We start from the raw sequence: 22,139 nt of genomic DNA, 5'->3' as shown, positions 1-22,139 counted from the left end.
CTTTCCTGTCGCGGCAGCATCCAACATGATTACGACAACTGCCCCCTCGAACGCCGCGCAGCTTAGCGCTTGAGCCCGAATGGCGGTAGTGTCAAAAATCTACCCTCCGCCACGGGTTGTCGCATCGTCGCACACGCCCGCCGGGCCGAGCTCCTCGCGCGGAACACTTGCGGCACAGCAATGTTCTTGTCTCAAACAACGCGCCACAGGCGTCGCTTGGGAGAGAATGGCTGATGGCCGATCGGTTCGACGCTTATGCCGCCCGCCCGTACTTCTCGGGCAGCGACCCGATGGTGGCCGGCCGCGTCAAACTGATCCACCCGTCCAACGCCGCCATCATCGCGGGCCTGGCACTGGGATGTTGGGCGCCCATCGCGCTGTCCGCCTATCTGCTGATCGGCTAGTCTCGTCGCCGCGGCGACCTGCGCGTCCTTGTCATCGACGGACGGGTGAAGGATCACGCGCACAGGGTTGGCGGAGAATCTGGGCCGGCGGAGAATCAGAGTCGTGTTGCACTTCCTTCGTCGCTTCCGCCGGCGTGACAGCGTGTCGCGCGTCCCGACCGGCCTGCGCGTCTTCGCGGTCGGGGACGTTCACGGCCGGATAGACCTGCTCGACCAATTGCTGCGCACGATCGACCGCGAACATGCGCGTCTCGCTCCGGCGGACAAGGTGATCATCTTCGTCGGCGATCTGGTGGATCGCGGGCCCCACTCGCGCGCAGTGGTCGAGCGGGTACGGGAGCGCGTGCGCTCCGGCGAAGCGCGCTTGCTGATGGGCAATCACGAGGAAGTGCTGATCGGCGCGGCGCGCGGCGACGTGGAGACGACCAAGTCGCTGCTGCGGATCGGCGGCTACGCGACGCTGGAGAGTTACGGGATCGACCGCGAACTGGCCGACCGCGGCAGTTACGAAGACCTGGCCGGCTTGCTGATGGCGCGCTTTTCCCGCAGCGACCTGACCTTTCTGGAGCGCGCGGAGGACATGATCCGGATCGGTGACTATTGCTTCGTTCACGCAGGCGTACGTCCGGGGCAGCCCTTATCCGAGCAATTGCCGACCGACCTGCGCTGGATTCGCGAGCCGTTCATCTCAAGCCGCCGCGATCACGGCGCGGTGATCGTCCACGGGCATACCATCGCGCCGACGGTCGAGAACCTGCCCAACCGTATCGGCATCGACACCGGCGCCTATCGCACGGGATGCCTGTCGGCGCTGGTGCTGGAGGAAGATCGACGGTGGTTCCTGGAGGCACGCGGACCGGCAGCTTCTCGCGAGGAGTGACGCTACCCGGCCGCTGGCACTCAGGGACTCTCGGGCTGGCTGTCACCCGATGACGCAGCCACGATGCCACCGGCAACCGCGAGCAGCGCGAGAACGGCGACGATCCAGCTGCCGCCGAACGGCGAACCGCTGCCGTCGACGGCCGTACGCGGCGATCGCTCATCAACCGCCGTCGCCTGCGTCGTAGCAATCGGCGCAGCAGAGGCGACGGCGGATAGCAGCACGGTTCCGGCAACAGCCGTCGCGAGCAAGGACCGGATCATGGCATCACCCTCCGCAGATTTGTTTGTGCCGCACGTTCGTTTCGGTCAGCCTACTACCGTTTGCACCACCACACCAAAGCTGATCTGCGCCCGTGATGCTGCTTTCCTTACAAGCCGCCTGTTCGGCTTATATTTTGACAGCACTTGAAAATTCCGGGTATTGTTCTGCGACCGCCGTTGCGTCAGCGACCTGTCCAGGCGGGTTTGTTCGCGTCTCGGAGAGTGCATCAATGTCGGTTGCGGTTCGCGCCTTGACGATGGTCCTTTTGGTGCTGCTCGCCGCGTGCGGTGGCCCGCGCGGTGACATCACGTACAATCCCACGTCATTCGGTCGGCCTGACGTTCCGGTGCCGCAGACCTCGGTTGCCGATTACAAGCTTCAGGCGCTGGATAAGTTCCACGTCACCATCTACCGCGTCGCCGACCTCAGCCGCGACTATCAGGTGGAGCCCGCCGGCACGGTCAATTTCCCGCTGCTCGGCATGGTCAACGTCGTCGGCATGACCTCCAACCAGCTCGCCGCCGAACTGACCAAGCGGTACGGGCAGCGGTATCTCGAAAATCCGAACGTGTCGGTGCAGATCGACACCATGACCGCCAGCACCGTGACCGTGGAGGGCGCGGTCCGCAACCCGCAGGTCTACCCGCTGGTGGGGCAAAGCAACCTGCTGGAAGCGATCGCGAAATCGGGCGGCCCGGATGAATATGCCAATACCAAGCGCGTGGTCGTGTTCCGCATGATCAATGGCCAGCGCCAGGCGGCGGCGTTCGATCTGGCACGCGTTCGCGAGGGCATCGACCCCAATCCGGCGGTCTACGGCGGCGATATCGTGGTGGTCGACGGATCAACCGTGCGCCGCAACCTGCGGCAGGCGCTCTACGCGGTGCCGCTGGCGGGGTTGTTCGTGCCGTTGTTGTAGGCTGTGGCGGCCAAGGGCGGCGCGACGACGCGCGCCGGTGCATGATAGACGAGCGCGGGGTTCAACACGGTGCAGCATAATCTGACAGTCACGCCGCAGGGGCAGTTGCCGGCCGTACCCGCGCCCACCCCGCTGCGCGGGCTGGTACCGCCGCGGCAATCGGCCCTGCTGCTGATGATCCTGCAAACGCTGGGCCGCCACAAATGGGCGATCCTGGCGACCACGATCGTCGGGCTGCTCGGCGGGTTGGCCGCCACGCTGCTCACGCCGCCCACCTACCGCGCCAGCGTGCGGCTCGCCTTCGACCCGAACGGCACCAGCGACACCGACATCACCGAACGCAGCAGCGGCGGTGGCGGGCGCCGCGACTCGACCGATCCTTTGTACGATTTCACCTCGGTCGGCCTGCTGAAGGCGCGCTCGCTCGCCGAGCGGGTCGTGCGCGACCTGAAGCTCGACGACTCGCCCGATTTCGCGCCGCAGACGCTGCCGCGCGCCACGCGTCAGAAGGTCGCGATCGCCACCATCCAGAAGAACGTGGAGGTCGTGCAGCAGCGCGCCACGCGCCTGGTCGACATCAACTACCGCGCCAAGGACCCGCAGGTCGCGGCGGCGGTGGCGAACAGCCTCGCCAACAACTTCATCCAGAGTTCGATCGACCGGCAGCTCGACAAGAGTTCCTACGCGCGACGCTACCTGCGCGACCAACTGGAGCAGATGCGCCAGCGACTGGAAGCGTCGGAGCGCGCGCTGGTCGGCTACGAGCGCCAGCAGCAGATGGTGACGATCCAGCGCGCCCAAGCGGACGGCACCTCGAGCAGCCAGTCGATCAACAACGCCGATCTCGGCGACATCGTCGCGCAACTCGCGCAGGCGCGGCAGCGTCGCATCCGCGCCGAGGCGGAATACCGCTCGCAGATCAGCCTGCCCGCGGGCGCGCGGCAGACCGCCGCCGCCGGGCAATTGCAGGCGCAGCTGTCGACCGCGCGCGCCAAGCTCGCCGACCTGCGCTCGATCTTCAAGCCCGACTATCCCGAGGTGGTCGCGCTACAGGGACAGATCACCACGCTGGAGCGCGAACTGTCGCGCACCGGGTCCAACGACCTGTCGCAGCTCGCGGCCGAATATCGCGCCGCGGCGGGCGAGGAACGCGCGTTGCAGAACCGCCTCAACCAGCTGCGCAACTCGGTGCTCGACGAGCGCGCGGGCAGCACGCAGTACACCGTGCTGACGCGCGACGTGGACACCAACCGCGCGCTCTACGACGCCTTGTTGCAGAAGTATAAGGTGGTGGGCGTCACCGGCACGGTCGGCGACACCAACGTGTCGATCATCGACCAGGCGCAGCCGCCGAGTGGGCCGGTCAGCCCCATCCTGATGCTCAACCTCCTGATCGGCCTCGTCGCCGGGCTGTTCCTGGGCGCGACGGGCGCCTTCGCCTACGACATGATGCGCGACATGATCAACGGACCGCGCGACCTCGAGGACCGGTTGAGCATGAAGGCGCTGGGCGCGATCCCGCTCGACAACGAGCACGGCGACATCATGACCGCGCTCGACAATCCGCGCTCGCTCGTGACCGAGGGCTATTTCACGGTTGCCAACCAGCTGCGCTTCGCGACCCCGCACGGCATTCCGCGTACCTTGCTGCTGACCAGCACGATACCGGGCGAGGGCAAGTCCTCATCAACGTACGGCATCGCCCGCAGCGTCGCCCGCATGGGCAAGCGCGTGCTGGTGGTCGACGCCGATCTGCGGCGTCCGACCTTTCGCATGACGGCCGATCGCTATTCCGGCGCGGGACTGGTTCACCTGCTGACCGAGCAGGCGTTGATCGACGAGTGCATCCTGCACGGACCGCACGGCATCGACTTCGTGCTCGCGGGTGGCACCCCCCCCAACCCGTCCGAGCTGTTCGCCAGCGGCAAGGTCGCCGGCATCATCGAATCGCTTGCCGAGCGGTACGATATCGTCATCATCGACGCGCCGCCGCTGCTCGGCCTCGCCGACGCGCCGATGCTCGCCTCCTTCGTCGAAGCGACGTTGCTGGTGTTCGAGTCGGGCAAGATCCGCTCGACCTACGCGCAATCCTCGGTCGACAAGCTGCGCAACGCCGGAGCCAATCTGATCGGCGGCATCGTAACCAAGTTCGCGAAGAAGAACGACGAGTACGGCTACAGCTACGGGTACGGCTACGGCGACAAATACAACTACCGCTACAGCGCCGACACCAAGATCTCGGCCGGGGAGGCGAAGCGGCGCAATATCGTGCTGGAGGACCAGCGCGAGGGCGTTTGACCGGTGACGTTGCCGCTTCCCCGCCCCGCGCAGCGGATCGTCATCCTGATCGCGGCATTGCTGCTGGTGCTGGTGGCGCTGCAATCCGCCGCGCTGCAGTTCATGCGCGTCGGGGCACTGCCGATCCTTCCGGCCGCCTCGTTCGGGGACGCGCGCGTCATCCTGCTGCGCGGCGGCATCGCCGAGCCGATGCTGACGACGCGCGAGCGCCTGCCCCTCTCCGCGCTGGCGATCGCGCGTCGTGCCCACCGCGCCGATCCGCTCGATCCACTGCCCTTCGTCGTCGCAGGCCTGACGGAGCGCGATGGTTCGCGTGCGGGCCCCCTCTTCGCCCAAGGCATGCGGCGAGATCCGCGGCTGAGCGCTGCCCGGCTGCACCTGATCCGCGTGGCACTCCAGAGCGGTCGGTTCGAGCAGGGGATCGGTATTCTCGCACAGACGGTCAGCCTGCGCCCCGATCAGGCGCCCACGCTGATCCCCGCCCTGCTGGTCGCGCGCGCCGCACCGGACGGGGATGCCATTGTCACGCGTGCGATGCGGCGCGATCCCGTACTGCGCGACAAGGCTGCGGTCTATCTTGCCTCGGCCGCCGATCCGGATCGGCTGGTGTTGCGCCTCGCCGACATGGGACTGTCACCCGGCGCACGCGACACCGCCATCGCGCAGCTCGCGCGAAGCAACCGCTACGCCGACGCCTATCGCCTGTGGCGCGGCTCCGAGCCCGGCGTAGGCGCGGAGCCGTTCGACCCCGAGCTGCGCGGCACCAAGGCACCGGCGCCGTTCGGCTGGACGCTGGCATCCGACTCGAACCTCAACGCTTACTTCGGTGAGAATGGCGGTCACCTCACCGCGGAGATGTTCGGCCAGGTTCGCACGCCCGTGGTCACCCAGTCGGTCCTGCTGCCGCCCGGACGCTACCAGATGACCGCTGAGGCGCAGAGCCTGTCGCCGGCGCTCAGCGGCGGCGCGTTCGACTGGTCGATCGATTGCGCGGGACCAAGCACGGGTGCGACACCCGATCTCGCGACCATGCGCTTCGCGGCGGCCACCACCGGCGTTCAGCGGCGCGCAATCGCCTTCATTGTCCCCCCGGCCTGCCCCGCGCAGACGCTGACGCTGACCGGTGCGCCGGGCGATAGCGGCCGATCGTTCAAGATGCGTTTCACCTTTATTCGGATACTGCCAGCGTGACGGCGCAGGGTCATCGACGCGCGCGCTTCGGTTTCGCGCTGCCGGTCTACCTGGGCTTCTGCCTGATCCTAGGCGGTGCGTCGGCCGCGGGCGTGCTGGCGAATCTGTTCCTGCAACTGACAGCGATCGTGATCCTGGCCGTGCTCGCGTGGCAGCGGGTGTCGGCGCCTTCGGTTCGCCATACGCCGCAGGAACGCTGGCTCGCCGCGATCGTGCTGCTCGCATTGCTGCTCCCGCTGATCCAGCTGATCCCGCTTCCGCCGTCCTGGTGGCAGGAGCTGCCGGGCCGCGCGGCGATCGTGGCGGGCGATCACCTGCTCGGCATGGGTGACGTGTGGCGCCCGATCTCGCTGCAGCCGTCGCGAACCTTGTGGTCGTGGCTCTGGGTGCTGGCCCCGCTCGCGACCTTGGCGCTGACGCTGCGGGCCGATCACGACGAGCGCAGGATCGCGGTCGCGGTGCTGATTCTGGTTGCCGTGGTCTCGTCCGGCGTCGGGCTGATCCAGGTGCTGCAAGGGACCGCCAGTCAGGGCTATTTTTACGCAACGACGAACAGCAACACGTCGGTCGGCTTCTTCGCGAACAGCAACCATCTCGCGACGCTGTTCCTCCTCGCGATCGCGTTCAGCGCGGGCTTTCCCTACTCGCCGCGCACCGGCGGCGCAGCGTGGAGCGCGGTGCGCGCCGCGCTGATCGTTCTTTTCCTGATCAACCTCGGCGTGAACCGCTCGCTTGCCGGATACCTGCTCGCTGTTCCGGTCACCGCCTTCGCGCTCGCGCGCAGCACGCATGGCCGGCGCTGGCGCGCCCGCGTACGCTGGCTCGCGCCCGCCGCCGCCGCGCTGCTGCTCGCTTGCGTGATCGGTGTGGCGATCTGGGGCGGCGACACGCTCAGGACGATCACGACCAACACAACCGACGCCGGCCGGCGCCTGACTTTTCTTGATAACACATGGCAACTGATCCGCGACAGTTTCCCGCTCGGCTACGGCCTCGGCACGTTCCGCTGGTCCTATGCGGGCATCGAGAACATGGCATCGGTGACGCTGGTATACGTCAACCACGCGCACAATGATTGGGCGGAGCTGGTCGCCGAACTAGGGCTGGGCGCGGTCGTGCTGCTGCTCGGCTTTGGTGGCTGGTATGGATTGCGTGCGGTCGCGCTGTGGCGGCGGCGACACCAGCTGCCCGGCTACCTGCCCTCCGCCTTCGCGGGAGTGGCCATCATCGCGCTGCATAGCGTGGTCGACTACCCCGCGCGCACCGCGGCAATCGCCACGGTGGCCGTCATGTGCGTCGGCATGATCGCGCGCCCGAACATCGCGACCGACGCGTCCGACGCGGACGATTGAGCTAGCGCACACCGGCACGCGCGAGTGCGGCGAGGTAAGCGCCGACTACCGTCTCGGGCGAGAACTCCTCGGACACCTTGCGCCGTCCCGCCATTCCCATCCTACGCCAGGCGGCGTCGTCCAGCCGGTCGACCCGCCGCATCGCCGCGGCGAGCGCGGTTGCGTCACGCACCGGCGCGAGGAAGCCGGTGACCGCGTCGTCCACCACTTCGCGGCACCCCGGCACGTCGCTAGCGACCAACGGGCGCGCCATGGCGGCGCCTTCGAGCAGTACGCGCGAGGTCCCTTCGCGATACGATGGCAGTACGACGCAGTCGCTCGCCATGATCGTGTCGCGGACGTCATCCACCGGCGCCATCCACTCGATCGCACCTTCCGCTACCCAAGCGTCGAGCTCGGCGCGCGGGATCGCGGTGCGGTTGGCGACGTCGGCGTGGCCCAGGATCGTGAAGCGTCGGCGCGGATCCTCGCGCTTGAGGATGCGCGCGGCCTCCACGAACTCGCGCACGCCCTTGTCGGCGAGCACGCGCGCGATCATCAGGAAGTGCCCGCGCGCCAGCCGTTCGCCGGTGGCCGGCGCGAAATGGCGCGTGTCGATCCCCGAGCCTCGCAGCATCGTCACCTGCTCGTCCCGCACCAGCCGCCGCGCGCGGAAGATCGCGGCATCGTCCGCATTCTGGAAGAACACGCTCGACGCGCGCGCGAAGCCTGTCCGGTAGAGCAGGCTGACGATCTCGGTCAGCGGGTTGGTGCGGATGAACGCGGTGCCCAGCCCCGATACGTTGGGCAGCGCCGCTATGCCCAGCGTGCGCGCGGCGATCGCGCCGTAGATGTTGGGCTTGATCGTCCAGCTCAGATACGCCGCCGGCCGCACGCGCCGCATGATCGCGGCGTAGCGCAGCACCAACTGCGCGTCGCGGAGCGGCGACATGCCCTTCGCATCGATCTCGATCGGAGCGACATCGCAACCCAGGACGCGCAGCCGCGCCTCATAGGCTCGGTCGGGCGGCGCGACCGCGGTGATCGCGAAGCCACGCGTACGCAGCGCCTCGATCAGACCACCGCGGAAGTTGACCAGGTTCCACGCCTGGTTCGCCGACACCATGATCGTCCGCGCGCCCACCGCGGCTACACGCCCTCGACGCGATCGAATATCCAGCGGTACGGCACCCAGAAGCTGGAGTGGGTGGCGTAGAACAGCCACACGAACTGGACCAGTGCGCAATAGGACAGAGCGGCGATGATCAGGACCGCGCCGCTACGCCCTTCCTCCTTCAGCATGCGCAGGTACCAACCGAACACGAACACCTGGATCGGCGAGAAGAACAGCGCGACGCGGTCGACCGCCGTCGACGAAGGGCTGAGATAATAAGCCAGGAAGCACAGGATCGAGGCTAGCGCGATGTTGGTCCAGATCGCACGCTCGCGATCGTCCAGGCCGAGCACGTTTCGCCGCAGCAGGAACAGGCCGGCGGGCAGCAGGTTCATGACCAGCCGGATGCCCGCGCCGCCGGAATTGTACTCGGCGTCGATGTATCCGGCCTGGAACGTCTGCACGCGCTGGTCGGTCAACAGGTACGCGTAGACGCCGAGCCCGACCACGCCGGTGCCGATCAGGCCCAGCAGGTTGCGTCGCACCACCGCCAGACCGATCACCGGCAGCACGACGATCGAGGCGACGTGGAACATTGACGCCAGCGCGAACATCGCCAGGCCCTTGAGCATGCGCTTCTCGGTGAACGCGTTGATGCCCAAAAGGATGAAGCCGATCGCCGCGCCCTGGCGGATGTAGCCTAGCCCCACGACGATTAGCAGGTACGGCGTCGCCGCCGCGATCGCGAGCCACGGATCGGGCGTGCGCCGCGCCATTGCGATCACGCCGGTCGACAGGATTGCCGAGCACAGGCCGTTGATGCCGTAGATGCCGACGCCGATCTGGTTGAACAGCCAGATCATGAAGGTGAAGCCGACGTCGCCGTAACCAAGTGCGAAGGACAGCGACTCGTGGCTGATCACCTCCACCATGCGGCTGTAGTTGAACCAGTCGGCTCCGACGTTGAACCGCAGCGTCGAGGTGAGATTGTACAGCAGCCAGAACGCCGCCATGAACACGATGGCCAATCCGACGTCGCCGCGCGCACGGCGATCGTCGCGAACGCTGGTCAGCGCCCCAAGCGCCGGAAACGCGAACAGCAGCCAGTAGATCAGCATGGCTGCCGACCGCCGCCGATCGCTGTTCGAATGATGAACCCGCCCACGCGCCCGTGCATAGCATCGCGGGCGAGAACATCCATCCCACCCGCCCGCGTAGTGAGGAACTGCGGGTGGTGCGCGGCTGGCATCGCCTCGGCCTCGCCGCTACACACGAAGCGCGGCGTCGGTGCCGCCTGGTGTAAGGCTTTCTCCGCTCCGGCATGATCACCGTTCTCCGCACCCCGCGGCCCGCCACCCGCCCGACACGCCGAGTCGCGGCGCTGCTGCTCGCCATCGTCGCGCTGGCGGTCGTGCTTCGGCTGTACCGGTTGGATGCACAGCCGTTATGGATCGACGAGGACGCGTCGCTAGAGGATGCGCTGGCCTTCGGGCGCGCGGGGCTGGCCGGGCTGGCGACCGACCATGTCGCTCCGCTCCACACCGTGCTGTTATGGGCAGTGTCGCGCATCGGCGGCGTCGGCGAGTGGACGTTGCGCCTGCCGTCGGTCGTGGCGGGGGTGCTGTGCGTGCCGATCGTCTTCGCGCTGGTACGTCGCCTGTTCGGCGACATACGCGCAGCACTTGTGTCGGCTCTGCTCGTCGCGATCTCGCCGTTCGCGATCTGGTACGCGCAGGAAGCGCGCATGTACGCGCTGCTGATGCTGCTCGCGCTGATCCACGTGCATCTGTCCTGGCCCGCCGTCGGCCGCGAGCTGCGAACCGCGGAGCTCGCCGCTGTCACTTTCGTCACGACGCTCGGGCTCTACACGCATCACTACATGCTGCTGCTGTCGGCCACGTTCGGTCTGTTCCTGCTGCTCGCCGGCGGCGCATCGGGCATCGTCGCGACGCTGTGCTCGCGGCGATTCTGGGCGTGGAGCGCGACGCAGGTCTTCGCGTTCGCCTTGTTCGGTTTCTGGCTCTGGGTGACCGCCGACAAGCTCGGCAACGACGCCGGCTTCTCCAAGCCCGCCGCGATCCTGTGGGCACCCTACGCGCTGTTCAGCTTCGTCACCGGGCCGGCGTTCGGCCCATCGACCGCCGAGTTGCGCGGCAACGTCGGCGCTGCCCTTCGCGCGGAGATCGGCCCGATCGCGTTGGTCGGCACGGCGGCGGCGATCGTATCGATCGCCGGGCTGCGCGCCGTGCTGCGGCCTGACCAGCGCGTGGCGGGTGCGTGGCTGCTGACGTGGCTGCTGCTGCCGCTGACGCTCGCCATCGCGGCGACGCTGCTGACCCGCATCCAGTTCAACGTCCGTTACGTCGTTTTCTCCTTCCCCGCACTGATGATCCTGTTCGCATTCGCGCTCAGCGATGCGCTGACCGCACCGCGGCGGCGCTGGCCGGTACTGCTGGCGGAAGCCGTAATGGTGGGTGTGATGACGGTGTCGCTCGTCAACTGGTTCACCAACGCGCGCTACGGCAAGGAAGACCTGCGCGGTGCCGCCGCGATACTCGGTCCCGCGTCGCGCGCCGGAGTGCCGGTCGTCGCCGACAATCAGCGCGCCGTCCCGATCTTGATCTATTACGGCGTACCGATCTCGCGAACCGCACCCGCGGTCGACAACATCGCCGCGGGACGCACGCCCGCGATCGTCACAACGATGCTCGAGCGTGCCGTGCGGCGCCGCGCCATTCCGCACCTCTGGTTCATATCCTACCGTAAGTGGGAAACCGACCCCGACCACCGTGTCCAGCACTGGCTCGACGCGCATTGCCGGGTGACGCGCGTGGTTCAACTGACCGGCGTGCTGCTGCGACGCTATGCCGCGTGCGCGCCCAGTTCGGGCGAGACCAGCGTCAGCCCGCCGCCGCCGACCGTTCCGGGGCGGTAGTGCAGGTAGAAGTTGGCGAGCGCGCGAAGCATCTCGGTCGCTGTCCAGTCACGGCTGCGGCGCAGCAATCCGGTACCGATCGTCGCCTGCGCGACCGACGGCAGAGCCTGCCCCGCCACCGCGCGCGCGTAGCAGCGCGCGTAGAGGTCGTGCGCGTGCTCCATCACGCGCAGGTGAAGCTCGTCCAGCCGCTCCCGCCCGCTCAGCGGCGCCTGCTCGGTGGCAATGATGTCGCCGGTGTCGATGCCGCGGTCGAGCCACATGATCGTGCTGCCGATCAGTTCGAGGCGCCCGAGCGCCAGCGCCCAGTTGGTGCAGTTCGGCCCACCCTTCAGATAGGGCGAGATGCCGGTGTGCAGGTTCATGATCCGCCCGAAGTCGGCAATCTGCGCGATCAACGGCGCGCGCAGCAGGTTGGTGCCCGATACCACCACCAACTCCGGTCGTTCGCGCGCGATCATCGCCGCGACGCTGGCCGCATTGACGTCTCGGTGGCGCGACGTCGCCGCCCCGCCCGGCGTCGCCGCGCTTTCGTAGTGATCGAGCATCGCGAACCACGCACGTCGCAGCGGCCACGCGACCGTTCGCGCCGCCAAACGCGGCATGATCGGCTGTCGGCGCTTGGGCGGCGGCGGCGTGACGATCGCGACGTGCGCGAGCGGATGTATCCGGTGCAGGCGGCTCGCCAGCGCGCGATGGTTCGCGCCCGGACCGATCAGGGCGAGCACGTTCACGCCCGCACCGCTGCCGGTACGGGCGCGCGTCGCCCCGACGCTTTGAACCGCATCTCCGCGCGGCCGTGCGCGTCGAAGGTGAAGCGATATGCCTCGCCCTCCACGAACCGTTCGCCGACGAGCAGCACGTGGCGCATTCCCTCCTCGCGCACGATCGCGATCTGGTCGGGTCCGCAGCTACCGTTGGGAAAGGCGTAGATGGTGGGATCGAGTGCCATGTGCTGCCTGAACCAGGCGCGACATGCCTGCACGTCGGCGCGAAGGTGATCGTCGCTCTCGCATTCCATCGAGTCGTGATCGAAGGAGTGCGCGCCTATCTCGTGCCGCTCGGCCGCGGCGCGCGCCTCGTCCAGCGTCATCATCGGCGTGGGCACGAACGCGGCCCAGGCGCGGAACTGCGGCCACAGGTGCGCCGCAAGTGCCTGTCGCTCGGCGTTCGGCTTGTACTTGATGAAGCGTGACAGTGCGCCGCTCGCGCCGCGCGTAATCGCTCGGTCGAACCCGGGCACGTCGAGCCGCTGCAGCAGCTCGGCGGGCGCGCGGCCGAGGAAATCCTGCGCGACGACGTTGAGCGGCGCCTCTCCGCGCTCGATCGCCGCGGGGATCAGATTGTGGTTCACCCGCAAGCCGTGCCGCGCCAGGAGCGGCATGGCGTGCGTGAAGAAGTCGCGGTAGCCGTCGTCGAACGACAGGACCATGCGCGGGCGGTCGCGCGCTGCCGGCTGGTCCAGCGCGGCGATCGTCGTCACGTGGAACCGACGTGACACAAATGCCAGCAGTTCGTTGAACAATTCGGGCGCGAGCGGGCGGTACCCGCTGCCGTCGTCGGGGGCGACGCGGTGCAGGTTGAGGATCGTCGTCACCCCGCGCTCAGCCAGCAGGTCGAGCCTTCGGCGCATTCGCCGCGGCTGGGTGAGCAGCGCGAAGACCGCCGGCTTGGCGAGCGCGGCGATCAACCCTCGCGTTCGGCGATGTAGTCGGGATGGTCGAGCTCGCGAATGGTAAAGCCGCGTGCGCCGAGCAGCTGCGCGATGCGCGGGTCGCGCGTGTTGTTCTCGAACACGATTGCGTCGACCCGGTCGAGCACGCCATACGCGCCGGCGAGCGCGAGCGCCTCCGCACCTTCCAGATCCATTTTTATCAATCGCACGCGCTTCACGCCGCGCAGCAGCGTGTCGAGCCGCTGGGTCCCGACCGACACCGTCAGGTCGCGCGTCGGACCGCTGTTCGCCGGCCGAATGCTCGCCTGACCCAGCTTGCGCGCGTTGCTCGACGCAGTCACCGTGTCGCCGTCGCGGTCGCTCAGCGCACATTCCACCACGCGGACGTTGCTCGCGTCGTTGAGCGCAACGTTGGCGCGCAATTGCACGGCGGTTTCCGGCATCATCTCAACCGCGACCACCTGCCCCTCGACACCGACCAATCTGCCCGCGACGATGCTGTAGAAGCCGATATTGGCGCCGGCATCGACGAACGTGTCGCCCAGCTGCAACGTTTCCCGCAGCAGCGCCAACCCTATGGGCTCGCGCGCGGGCAGGACGTGGATGATGTCGTCGGTTCCCGCACGCACCGCGAAGCGCCCGACGCCGCGCACCTGCAACACCGTGTCGGCGAGCAGCAGCGGCGGCTCGAATCCGTCGAGCCGGCGCAGGCCCGTGATCGGCGCCGCAATCAGCGATCCGACCACCGTTACTGCGCTACGCGCATCGGCCGGGTAGGATTGCGCCGCCACCTGGTTCCACTCGGTCCAGCGGCGACCGTAATGCTCCGCCATTCGCACCGCCTTGCGCAACGGCGCGGGGGTGCTGCCTGCCAGGCGCCGTCGCCATGCCGCGACCGCCATGCTAGCGCGCCTTTCCCAGGAACGAGTCATTGTTCACGGTCGCGCACCTCCGGCTTCATGTTCCCGCGATACCGGACCACGTCAAGGGCGCGGCGCACGTGATGCGGTCGCAGGCCGAGCGCGGTCATGCCGACGCCGTCGCGCTGCCGTATCCGGGCGTAGGTGACGACGTTCCACGCAATCAGCCCGGCGCTGGTGGCGATCGCCGCGCCGATCTCGTGGAGGTGCGGCACCAGCAGCAGCGCGGCGGCCGCGTTGACGACCACCGCGACCGCCACACCCGCGACCACCACGCGCTCGCCGCCCGTCATGTTGGCGTAGACGTTGATCGGGCCGGTCACAGCGGACGCCAGCGCGCCGATCCACAGCACCACGAACACGGACCCGGACGGCGCAAATTCGGAACCGAAGGCGAAGCCGAACAGCCACGGCCCGATCGCCACCACTGGCAGGCCGAGCGCGAAGGTTCCCACCAGCATCACCGCGCTGGTGGTGCGCATTACCTTGGCCAGCTCGTCCACCTCGCCGCGCACGTACAGCCGCGCGAAGGTCGGGCCGGTCACGACGCTCAGCACGTTGTAGAAGACGAGGCACACGCCCAAAGCCGAATCGGCGACGCGGTAGAGCCCCGCCGCCGCGCTGGTGCTGAACACGCCCAGGATCAGCAGTGCCATCTGTCCCTGCAACAGCCGCAACCCCTCGGTCATCCCCATCGGAATGCTGACCGCGATCCATCGCCGCCAGTGGTTCACCCGCGGTGCCTGCGCCAGCGCCTCGGGTCGATGACGCCGGTAATTGACCGCGACCACCAGCAACGCGCCCGTTGCCGCCACCACCTGCATCGCCATCGCGCCCGCCGGTGACGGAGCGATGCCGAGCACCATCCACGCGAGCGAGAGCGAGAGCACGAACAGCATTGGCCGCAGCAGCAGCACCGGCATCTGCCCCGCGACCGTGCGTCCGAGCGCGAGCAGCGCCGCGCCGCGCAGCTTCGCCACCGCGACGACGGGGATCAGCAGCACCGCCCAGACCATCGACGCGACGAAGGCGGAGCGGTCCGCGACGGGGATCAATCGCCCGCCCGCCGCGACGACGATCACCAGTACGCCCGAGATCGCCAGCACCGTGCGATCGCCCCAGTGGAGCAATCCCCGCGCCTCGCCCCAGCGCGCGTGCGCCTGTGCCGCGCCGAACTCACGCGTGGCGAGCGCAGGGAGACCGAATTCGGTGACCATGCCCGCGAAGGCGGTCACCGTCATCGCGATCGCGTACACGCCGTAGCCCGCCGGACCGAGGTAGCGCGCGAGCAGCACGCCGACCAGGAAGGTGACCGCCATCGCGGCGACGTTGATGAGCCCTAGCGACGCCGCACCGCGCGCCACCTGCCGCAAGGCGGACGGAGATGCGTTCACGCCAGCACGCGCCGGACGAGCACCTCGTACACGTTGAGCGTGTGCTCCACCGAAAAGTCGGTAGCGCGCGCGCGCTGCCGCTCGATCAGGCGCGGGGCCGCGAGCGCTGCCCGCATCGCGACGGCCATCGCCGCCGCGTCGCCGACCGGCACCAGCGTGCCGAAGCGCCCGCCGTCCAGTATCTCCTCAGGCCCGCCGCGGCAGCGCGTTGCGACGATCGGAAGGCCGAAGTGAAGCGCCTCGACCAGCACGTTGCCGAACCCTTCATGCTTCGAAGACAAGACAAACAGGTCGGCGCTGGCATACCAATCGTGCGGCTCTGGATCAAACCCAGGCAATAGCACGTGCCCGATGAGCCCGAGCGCGCGCACCTGTTGCTCCAGTTCGCCGCGCAACGCGCCGTCACCCAAGATGGCCAAGGTTCCGTCGCCCTGACGCCGATATTGCGCGAACGCGTCGATCAGCAACGCGTGGTTCTTGACCGATTTCAGCGTGCCGACGGTCAGGATCCGCTTGCCGCTGCCCGCGCCCCACAGATCGGCCGGGTCGCGCGGCGGCGCGTCGCTGCGAACATGCGCGGGTACCGGATTGTGGATCACCTTCACGCGATCGTCCTTGATCGAGGCCAGTCGCGCGACGTCGCGCGCCACGTCGCGCGATACTCCGATCAGCGCATCGGCCCAGCGATAGGTCGCGCGCAGGCTAAGCCGGAGCACACGCGCCGCCGCTCCTCGGTACTGCAGCGTCAGGATATTGTGGTCGGACAGGATCAATCGCGGCGCGCCGCGCAGACCGACGCGCGCCAGCACCGCGAGCGCGGTCAACGGCCACAGCGACACGATGCACACGTCCGGACGCCGATCACGCATGTAGCGGCGGAGCGGTCCGATCACGTCGCGAAAGCGCCGCTGCCGCAGACGCACGATCTTGACGCCCGGCGGTACCAACTCGATCAGCGCGCCGTCCTCCTGCGCCACGACCAGATCGACCTCGTAGCCGCGATCGAGAAAGCCCTGCATCAGCACGAGCCGTATCCGTTCCACCCCGCCGCCCGTCATCGTCGGCAGCACGAAGGCGACTCGCGACCGCTCCCTGTCGCCGGCCTCGCCGGATCGCGGACGTCCGCGCACGATCTTGCCCAGAAAGGTCATCGTCGCCCGTTACGCCGCCGTGCGCCATCGGCATAGCCCGACACGCGCGGCCTTTATCGCCGCAGGCGCTGGCGCACGGCGCGTGCGATCCGTACCGCCGGGCCGGTGCGCCCGTATTCCTGACCGAGATCGACCAGCTCGCCGCCGAAGCCGCGCTTGAACTGATAGATGCCGTCGCGCGCGTCGGTGGACACGATCCCGCCCATGTCGCACCAGCGTAGCCCGCGCGCGCGAAACGCGCACATCGCGCGCCAGTGCAGCAGATGCCCGCCGCCGTCACGCTCACGCGCGGCGGCAGCGGTGGTCGCGATCAGCGCGGTCTCACCGGTCTCGTAGCTCAGCAGGAAACTTCGCGGCGCCCCGTCCACCATCGTCGCGAACAGCCGCGAGTGGCCGCTCGCCAGCATCGCCTCGACCCTGGCCGCGTCCAGCGGCTGCAATCCGCGCTCGGCCGCCATCGTGTTGAACGAAGCAATGAACAGGGCAGACTCGGCAGGAGCCTCCAACACCGTGAGCCCGGCCGCCTCGGCGCGCTTGATGTTGCGCCGGGTGTCCGAACTGAGCCGCGCGAGCAACGCGCGCTCGTCCGCCTGCAGGTCGATCACCAGCGTCGAGACGTTCAGCATTCGCTGACGCGCGTCGAGCAGCCCCAATCCCTGTTGTTTCAGCCAGCACCCCACGCGGGGCGAATCGGTCAGGTCGTGAAATCGTGTCTCGGCGAACGGCGAGGCGGCGGCGATCCGATGCCAGTGCCGTGCGATTTCCTCCGGGTCGTCCAACTCACTGACGATGAGCGCACGCCGCATGCCGCCGCGCCGCTGCGTCATCACCCGCAGCTTAGGATCGGGCCAATGGTCGTGCCAACCGAGATGGCGCACGTGCATCCACTCGGGCGCCATGAAGATCGAGCGATAGGTCATGGCCGTCCTCAGGCGCGCGCCAGGACGTAGGTTTCCCAACTGTTCAGCACGTCGGGCAGGCGCCTGGGGTAGGTCGCGCCGACGTGCTCGACAATCCGCAGGCCGGCCGCCGCGGCGTCGCGTGCCATGCTCTGCGGGGTCGACGCGTGCATGTAGTGACCGCCGTGCACCGGGTCGACCGTGAAGCCGTGACCGCGCTGATACAAACCGCTGCGCAGGTTGCGCGCGGCGAGCGGGATGCTCTTCACCGCGGCACGCGCGATGCGCCACGCCTTCTTGGGCAACGGAACGCCCGTCAGCACCGGGTGAACCAGCAGGTGCCGCGCATTGTGCGACGACACGATGATGACCCCGTTCGCACGGGTGACGCGCCGCATCTCCCGCAGCGCCTTGATCCGGCCCTCGTCGCTCGGGATGCAGTCAAGACCGTTGAAGGAGAAGATCGCGACGTCGAAGCTCTCGTCGGCGAACGACATGTCGGTCGCGTCGCCTTGCGCGAACGCCAGCGCCGGATGACGTCGCTGCGCCGCGGCGACCATTTCCGCCGAGTAATCAACTCCTAAGTAGCGCTTCGCTCCCGTCGACAGATAAGCGGAGGTGCGCCCACCACCGACGCCGATGTCTAGCACCTCCATGCCCGCGCGCACGTACCGCCCGAACAGGTACTTTTCCGGCGGCAGCAGTCCGCGAACGCTCTGGTAATGTGAAACAATGTCGGCTCGCGCGTATATGTCGACGCTGTTCGCCTTCATGAATACCCGCCCCTCAGGTCGCGTGGCGCGAGCACAGGAGATCTGCTAGCTGCCATGACGCTCGACCGACCCCCTCGATCGAACGCGACAATTTCGCTTACCTGTTCACGGCCTTGTACCGACAAGGAATTTCTCTGCGCATATTAGTGGTGAAGTCAATTGGTGAAGCAACGGCCCCCGCGAATACTCTGCCTGATCGAGACGGTCGGGCGCGGCGGCGGCGCGGAGCAATTGGTCGTCGACCTCGCACCGCGGCTGCGGGCGCTCGGGTTGGAGGTGGAGATCGCGGCCTTGTTCGACTGGCCCGACGATCTGGGCGACGATCTGGCGCGCGCGGGCGTGCCGCTTCACCGATTGCATATCCCGTCGCGCGCCGCGTTCGCGCGCGGGCTGATCGCGCTGCGTCAGGTCGTGCGCGGCGCGGACTTCGACCTGTTCTGGAGCCATCTCGCCGCCGATCACCTCTACGCGCGCGCGGCCGCCGCGATGTCGCCGGGAAGCGTGACGGTGAATACCTTTCACGGCGAGATCCCCGACCCGCCACCGGCCTCCACCTGGTCGCGCGCCGGGCGCTGGGTACAACATCGCGCCTGCGCGTCCTCGGCCGCGCACGTCGCGGTATCGCACGCGACGGCGAGCGATTTCACTCGCGTCTATGGCTGGCGTGATATTCAGGTCGCGCACAACGGCGTCGACCTTGCCCGTGTCGAGGCGCTCGGCTCCGCCACGTCGCGCGCGGCTATCCGCGCCGCCTTCGGTGTCGCGGAGAACGCCTTCCTGCTCGTCGTCCCGGCGCGCTACGTCCGCAAGAAGGGGCAGGCACATCTGATCGACGCGGTTGCGCGGCTGCGCGACGCGGGCGTCGCCGCGCGCGTGCTGATGTTCGGCACCGGCCCGACCCAGGCGGCGTTGCAGGCGCAGGTCGAGAGGCTGGACCTCAGCGATGCGGTAACGATCGGCGGCATCATCCCGCACGATCAGCTCTTTCCGCTGATCCGCGCCGCCGACGGCGTGGTGCAGCCCTCGCTGCGCGAACCGTTCGGCATCGGCGCGGTGGAGGCGATGGCGCTCGGCACACCCGTGATCCTCTCCGACGTCGACGGTTTCCGCGAAACCACGGACGGAGGCCGCGTCGCGCGCATGGTGCCGCCGGGTGACGTCGCGGCGCTCGTCACCGCCATCGGAGCGCTCCGCCGCGATCCGGCATCGGCCTGCGCGCGCGCCGATGCCGCACGCGCGCACGTCCTGGCGCATTTCAGCATCGACGCCTGTGCCGCGCGCTGGCATGCGATCCTCAGGCGCGCGCTTGTTGAGAGGGGCTAGCAGATGTGCGGCATCGCCGGACTGATCGCGCGCGACGGCGCGGACGCCGACCTGGTAACGACGATCCGCGTCGCGACGGACGCGATCGCGCATCGTGGGCCCGACGATCACGGCACGTGGATCGACAAGGGCGCGCGGGTCGCGCTCGGCCACCGCCGCCTGTCGATCATCGACCTGTCGAGCGCCGGGCACCAGCCGATGCAATCCGCCGATGCGCGCTACGTGCTGGTGTTCAACGGTGAGATCTACAACCACGCCGATCTGCGGCGTGAACTCGAGAGCGCCGGGACAGCGCCCGTCTGGCGCGGCCACTCGGATACCGAGACGCTGCTCGCCGCGATCGCGGCCTGGGGTCTCGGCGACGCGCTGCGCCGCGCGACCGGCATGTTCGCGCTCGCTTTGTGGGACAAGGCGGAGCGCCGCTTGTGGCTGGCGCGCGACCGCTTCGGCGAGAAGCCGCTCTATTACGGCTGGTGCGCCGCCGGCTTCGCCTTCGCCTCCGAGTTGAAGGCGATCCGCGCGCTGCCCGGCTTCGACAATTCGGTCGCGGGCGACGCGGTCGGGCTGCTGCTATCCTACGGCAGCATTCCGGCGCCGCTCAGCATCCACCGCGGCATCTTCAAGCTTCTGCCCGGCACGCTTCTGGGTGTGCCGACCGCGATCACCGACCTGCGCTGGGGCGAACCGCTGTCGACCTTTCAGCCCGGCGGTGTCGTGTTCGAGCGCTGGTACGATTATCCCGCGGTCGTGCTGGACGGCGCCGCGCATCCGTTCACCGACCAGCATGACGCGATCGGCGAACTGGAACACGCACTGCAGGCCGCGGTCGCGCGGCAGCTCGTCGCCGACGTTCCCGTGGGTACCTTCCTGTCGGGCGGGGTAGATTCCTCGCTGATCACGGCGCTCGCCGCGCGTGCCGCGAGCAAGCCGGTCAGGACCTTCTCGATCGGCTTCGGCGAGACGGGCTACGACGAGGCGCCGTTCGCGCGCGCGGTGGCGACGCATCTGGGCACCGACCATCACGAGCTCTACGTCACCCCCGGGCAGGCGCAACAGCTCGTCCCCGCCCTGCCCGCGCTCTACGACGAGCCGTTCGCCGACGATTCGGCGCTGCCGACCTATCTCGTCAGTCGCTTCGCGCGCGGCTCGGTGACGGTCGCGCTCTCGGGCGACGCGGGCGACGAGCTGTTCGGCGGCTACAATCGCCACCGTGCCTTTCCCAAGGTGTGGCGGAACGCGAGCCGCCTTCCGGCGCCGCTCCGGCGTTTGGGCTTGGGGGGCGCCGCCGCGCTGCCGCCGGCGCTATGGCGCGCACTCGCGCGCGGTGGTCGCGCGCCGCAGGTCGCGGACAAGCTGCATCGCTTGCTGTCGATCACCGGCGAGGCAGGCGACTTCGCAGGGCTGACCAGCGGCTTCCTCGACCTTTGGCACGGCGAGCCTGCCCCCGCGACCGCCTACTCGACCGCGTACCAGACCGAGCGCCGGGACCTGTTCGCGCGGCTCGCCGCGCTGCCGCTCGAGACGCAGATCATGGCGGCCGACGCGATGGGCTACCTGCCCGACACGATCCTGACCAAGGTCGACCGCGCGGCGATGGCGGTGGGGCTGGAGGGACGCATTCCCTTCCTCGATCCGCAGGTCGCGGCGATCGCCGCGCGTGTGCCGGTCGCGATGAAGTTCGGCCCGCGCGGCGGCAAGCAGATCCTGCGCGAACTGCTCGACCGGCACGTGCCGCGCGCGCTGATCGACCGGCCCAAGGCCGGCTTCACCGCACCGATCGGCCAGTGGCTGCGCGGTCCGTTGCGCGACTGGGCGGAGGACCTGCTCGCGACCAGTGCGCTTACCGCCGCCGGGCTCAACCCGACCCCGATCCGCCGCCGCTGGAGCGAGCACGTCACCGGCGTCCGCGACCACGCCGAGAGCCTGTGGGCGGTGCTGATGCTCCAAGCCTGGCTCGCGGCGCAGCGTTGAATATCAGCGCAGTCGCGCCATCAGCCGCCGCACGCCGGCGAGCGGCGCGAAACGTTCATGATAGTGATCGAACACCATGGCGCGCGCGTTGACGTTCAGCGTGTGCGGCCCGCGCACGCCGTCGAAGGCGATCGCTCCCGCTTCCTGCTCGGCGTAAGTCTGCGGCGACAGCGTCGTGATCTCGAACGCGATCAGCCGCTCGCCGTAGCCGCGCGCGCCGTCCTGCCCCAGGCGGTAAATGCGCCCGTCCCGCTCGAGGATCGCGCCACCCATCCGCCCGCCGCGCGGGCTGACGCGGATCGGACTGGCGGGATGGCGGCGGTACGGCCCCGCCTGCGCGTCCGCCACCCACAGCATCTGTGCGTGCGGTCCGACCGCGCGGTCGTTGGCAAAGAGGTAGAAATGCCCGCCTGAAGTGAACAGGGTCGGATCGAGCAGCCGCGATGCGCCCTCGACCGCCAGCGCCGTCGGTTCGCCCGCGTCGTTCAGCGGGTAGAGCGCCGGCCCCGCCCATCGCGCCGTCTCGGGCAGCATCGCCTCGCCCTCGGGCGTCGCGACCACCGCCGGGTACGAGGCGTGTCCCTGCCCCGCCATTACCGTTTCGACGCGTCCATCGACGGCGAGCCGCAGGATATGTCCCAAGCCGCTCCGCGCATGAACGCCTTCCGCCAGCACGTCGCCGTTCGCGCACAGGAAC

General features: G+C 68.6%; 20 protein-coding genes. 9 read left to right on the top strand and 11 right to left on the bottom strand.

Annotated elements, in window-relative coordinates; translation table 11 throughout:
• The first annotated feature begins 233 nt into the window (after positions 1-233).
• Together ACFDS6_RS10985 and ACFDS6_RS10980 are read left to right on the top strand one after the other, a co-directional pair.
• Positions 234-404 carry a hypothetical protein gene (locus tag ACFDS6_RS10985; protein WP_375272207.1) on the top strand — a complete coding sequence of 57 codons (171 nt, stop codon included), beginning with the start codon at positions 234-236 and terminating at the stop codon, positions 402-404.
• Between the two features lie 103 nt (positions 405-507).
• Positions 508-1,284: a metallophosphoesterase gene (locus ACFDS6_RS10980; RefSeq protein ID WP_375272206.1), complete on the top strand. Its 777-nt coding sequence runs from the start codon at positions 508-510 to the stop codon at positions 1,282-1,284.
• Between the two features lie 20 nt (positions 1,285-1,304).
• Here ACFDS6_RS10980 and ACFDS6_RS10975 read toward each other — a convergent pair whose 3' ends face one another.
• On the bottom strand, positions 1,305-1,547 hold the full coding sequence (locus ACFDS6_RS10975) for a hypothetical protein (RefSeq protein ID WP_375272205.1): 243 nt from the start codon (positions 1,545-1,547) through the stop codon (positions 1,305-1,307).
• 95 nt (positions 1,548-1,642) lie between these two features.
• Between ACFDS6_RS10975 and ACFDS6_RS10970 the strand changes: the two genes are divergently transcribed.
• The 4 genes from ACFDS6_RS10970 to ACFDS6_RS10955 all read left to right on the top strand — a co-directional run bounded on the left by ACFDS6_RS10970 (position 1,643) and on the right by ACFDS6_RS10955 (position 7,308).
• Positions 1,643-2,467: a polysaccharide biosynthesis/export family protein gene (locus tag ACFDS6_RS10970; RefSeq protein ID WP_375272209.1), complete on the top strand. Its 825-nt coding sequence runs from the start codon at positions 1,643-1,645 to the stop codon at positions 2,465-2,467.
• A 69-nt stretch (positions 2,468-2,536) separates the two neighbouring features.
• Positions 2,537-4,765 (top strand): GumC family protein, encoded by a 2,229-nt coding sequence (locus ACFDS6_RS10965; RefSeq protein WP_375272204.1) that lies wholly within the window; start codon positions 2,537-2,539, stop codon positions 4,763-4,765.
• Positions 4,766-4,768: 3 nt separating this feature from the next.
• Positions 4,769-5,956: a tetratricopeptide repeat protein gene (locus tag ACFDS6_RS10960; protein WP_375272203.1), complete on the top strand. Its 1,188-nt coding sequence runs from the start codon at positions 4,769-4,771 to the stop codon at positions 5,954-5,956.
• On the top strand, positions 5,953-7,308 hold the full coding sequence (locus ACFDS6_RS10955) for an O-antigen ligase family protein (RefSeq protein ID WP_375272202.1): 1,356 nt from the start codon (positions 5,953-5,955) through the stop codon (positions 7,306-7,308). The genes ACFDS6_RS10960 and ACFDS6_RS10955 overlap by 4 nt, the downstream gene beginning before the upstream one ends.
• Before the next feature lies 1 nt (position 7,309).
• Here the strand turns inward: ACFDS6_RS10955 and ACFDS6_RS10950 are convergent, their stop codons facing one another.
• Both ACFDS6_RS10950 and ACFDS6_RS10945 read right to left on the bottom strand, forming a co-directional pair.
• Positions 7,310-8,431, bottom strand: a complete 1,122-nt coding sequence (locus ACFDS6_RS10950) for a glycosyltransferase family 4 protein (protein ID WP_375272201.1) — start codon at positions 8,429-8,431, stop codon at positions 7,310-7,312.
• 5 nt (positions 8,432-8,436) lie between these two features.
• The gene (locus ACFDS6_RS10945) at positions 8,437-9,519 is read right to left on the bottom strand and encodes an EpsG family protein (protein WP_375272200.1); all 1,083 of its coding nucleotides are present in this window, start codon (positions 9,517-9,519) and stop codon (positions 8,437-8,439) included.
• Positions 9,520-9,722: 203 nt separating this feature from the next.
• Here ACFDS6_RS10945 and ACFDS6_RS10940 point away from each other — a divergent pair, with 203 nt between their 5' ends.
• Complete coding sequence (locus tag ACFDS6_RS10940) at positions 9,723-11,336, top strand: glycosyltransferase family 39 protein (RefSeq protein WP_375272199.1); 1,614 nt, start codon at positions 9,723-9,725, stop codon at positions 11,334-11,336.
• On the opposite strand, the gene ACFDS6_RS10935 is transcribed toward ACFDS6_RS10940, so the two are convergent.
• From ACFDS6_RS10935 to ACFDS6_RS10905, 7 genes are read right to left on the bottom strand one after another with little or no spacing between them, the layout of a single operon-like run.
• Complete coding sequence (locus ACFDS6_RS10935; RefSeq protein ID WP_375272198.1) at positions 11,264-12,070, bottom strand: formyltransferase family protein; 807 nt, start codon at positions 12,068-12,070, stop codon at positions 11,264-11,266. The genes ACFDS6_RS10940 and ACFDS6_RS10935 overlap by 73 nt on opposite strands.
• Positions 12,067-13,026 carry a polysaccharide deacetylase family protein gene (locus tag ACFDS6_RS10930; RefSeq protein WP_375272197.1) on the bottom strand — a complete coding sequence of 320 codons (960 nt, stop codon included), beginning with the start codon at positions 13,024-13,026 and terminating at the stop codon, positions 12,067-12,069. Before ACFDS6_RS10930 ends, ACFDS6_RS10935 begins: the two co-directional genes overlap by 4 nt.
• Positions 13,023-13,913: an FkbM family methyltransferase gene (locus ACFDS6_RS10925; RefSeq protein ID WP_375272196.1), complete on the bottom strand. Its 891-nt coding sequence runs from the start codon at positions 13,911-13,913 to the stop codon at positions 13,023-13,025. The genes ACFDS6_RS10930 and ACFDS6_RS10925 overlap by 4 nt, the downstream gene beginning before the upstream one ends.
• 26 nt (positions 13,914-13,939) lie before the next feature.
• Positions 13,940-15,325 (bottom strand): oligosaccharide flippase family protein, encoded by a 1,386-nt coding sequence (locus tag ACFDS6_RS10920; RefSeq protein ID WP_375272195.1) that lies wholly within the window; start codon positions 15,323-15,325, stop codon positions 13,940-13,942.
• Complete coding sequence (locus ACFDS6_RS10915) at positions 15,322-16,476, bottom strand: glycosyltransferase (protein ID WP_375272194.1); 1,155 nt, start codon at positions 16,474-16,476, stop codon at positions 15,322-15,324. Before ACFDS6_RS10915 ends, ACFDS6_RS10920 begins: the two co-directional genes overlap by 4 nt.
• Positions 16,477-16,529: 53 nt before the next feature.
• The gene (locus ACFDS6_RS10910) at positions 16,530-17,396 is read right to left on the bottom strand and encodes a peptidoglycan bridge formation glycyltransferase FemA/FemB family protein (RefSeq protein WP_375272193.1); all 867 of its coding nucleotides are present in this window, start codon (positions 17,394-17,396) and stop codon (positions 16,530-16,532) included.
• Between the two features lie 8 nt (positions 17,397-17,404).
• Entirely contained in the window at positions 17,405-18,148 is a 744-nt protein-coding gene (locus ACFDS6_RS10905; protein WP_375272192.1) for a class I SAM-dependent methyltransferase, read from the bottom strand.
• Positions 18,149-18,310: 162 nt separating this feature from the next.
• Between ACFDS6_RS10905 and ACFDS6_RS10900 the strand changes: the two genes are divergently transcribed.
• Together ACFDS6_RS10900 and asnB are read left to right on the top strand one after the other, a co-directional pair.
• Positions 18,311-19,471, top strand: coding sequence for a glycosyltransferase family 4 protein (locus tag ACFDS6_RS10900; RefSeq protein WP_375272191.1), 1,161 nt, complete (start codon positions 18,311-18,313; stop codon positions 19,469-19,471).
• Positions 19,472-19,474: 3 nt separating this feature from the next.
• Positions 19,475-21,442 (top strand): asparagine synthase (glutamine-hydrolyzing), encoded by a 1,968-nt coding sequence (gene asnB / locus ACFDS6_RS10895; protein WP_375272190.1) that lies wholly within the window; start codon positions 19,475-19,477, stop codon positions 21,440-21,442.
• A gap of 3 nt (positions 21,443-21,445) precedes the next feature.
• Here asnB and ACFDS6_RS10890 read toward each other — a convergent pair.
• On the bottom strand, positions 21,446-22,139 hold a 694-nt coding region (locus tag ACFDS6_RS10890; RefSeq protein ID WP_375272189.1), incomplete at its 5' end, for a hypothetical protein.

It is taken from the genome of Sphingomonas sp. (assembly GCF_042095875.1).
Classification (GTDB): Bacteria; Pseudomonadota; Alphaproteobacteria; order Sphingomonadales; family Sphingomonadaceae; genus Sphingomonas.
The sequence above is the reverse complement of the archived record's forward strand: the minus strand, read 5'-3'. Positions and strand labels throughout refer to the sequence as shown.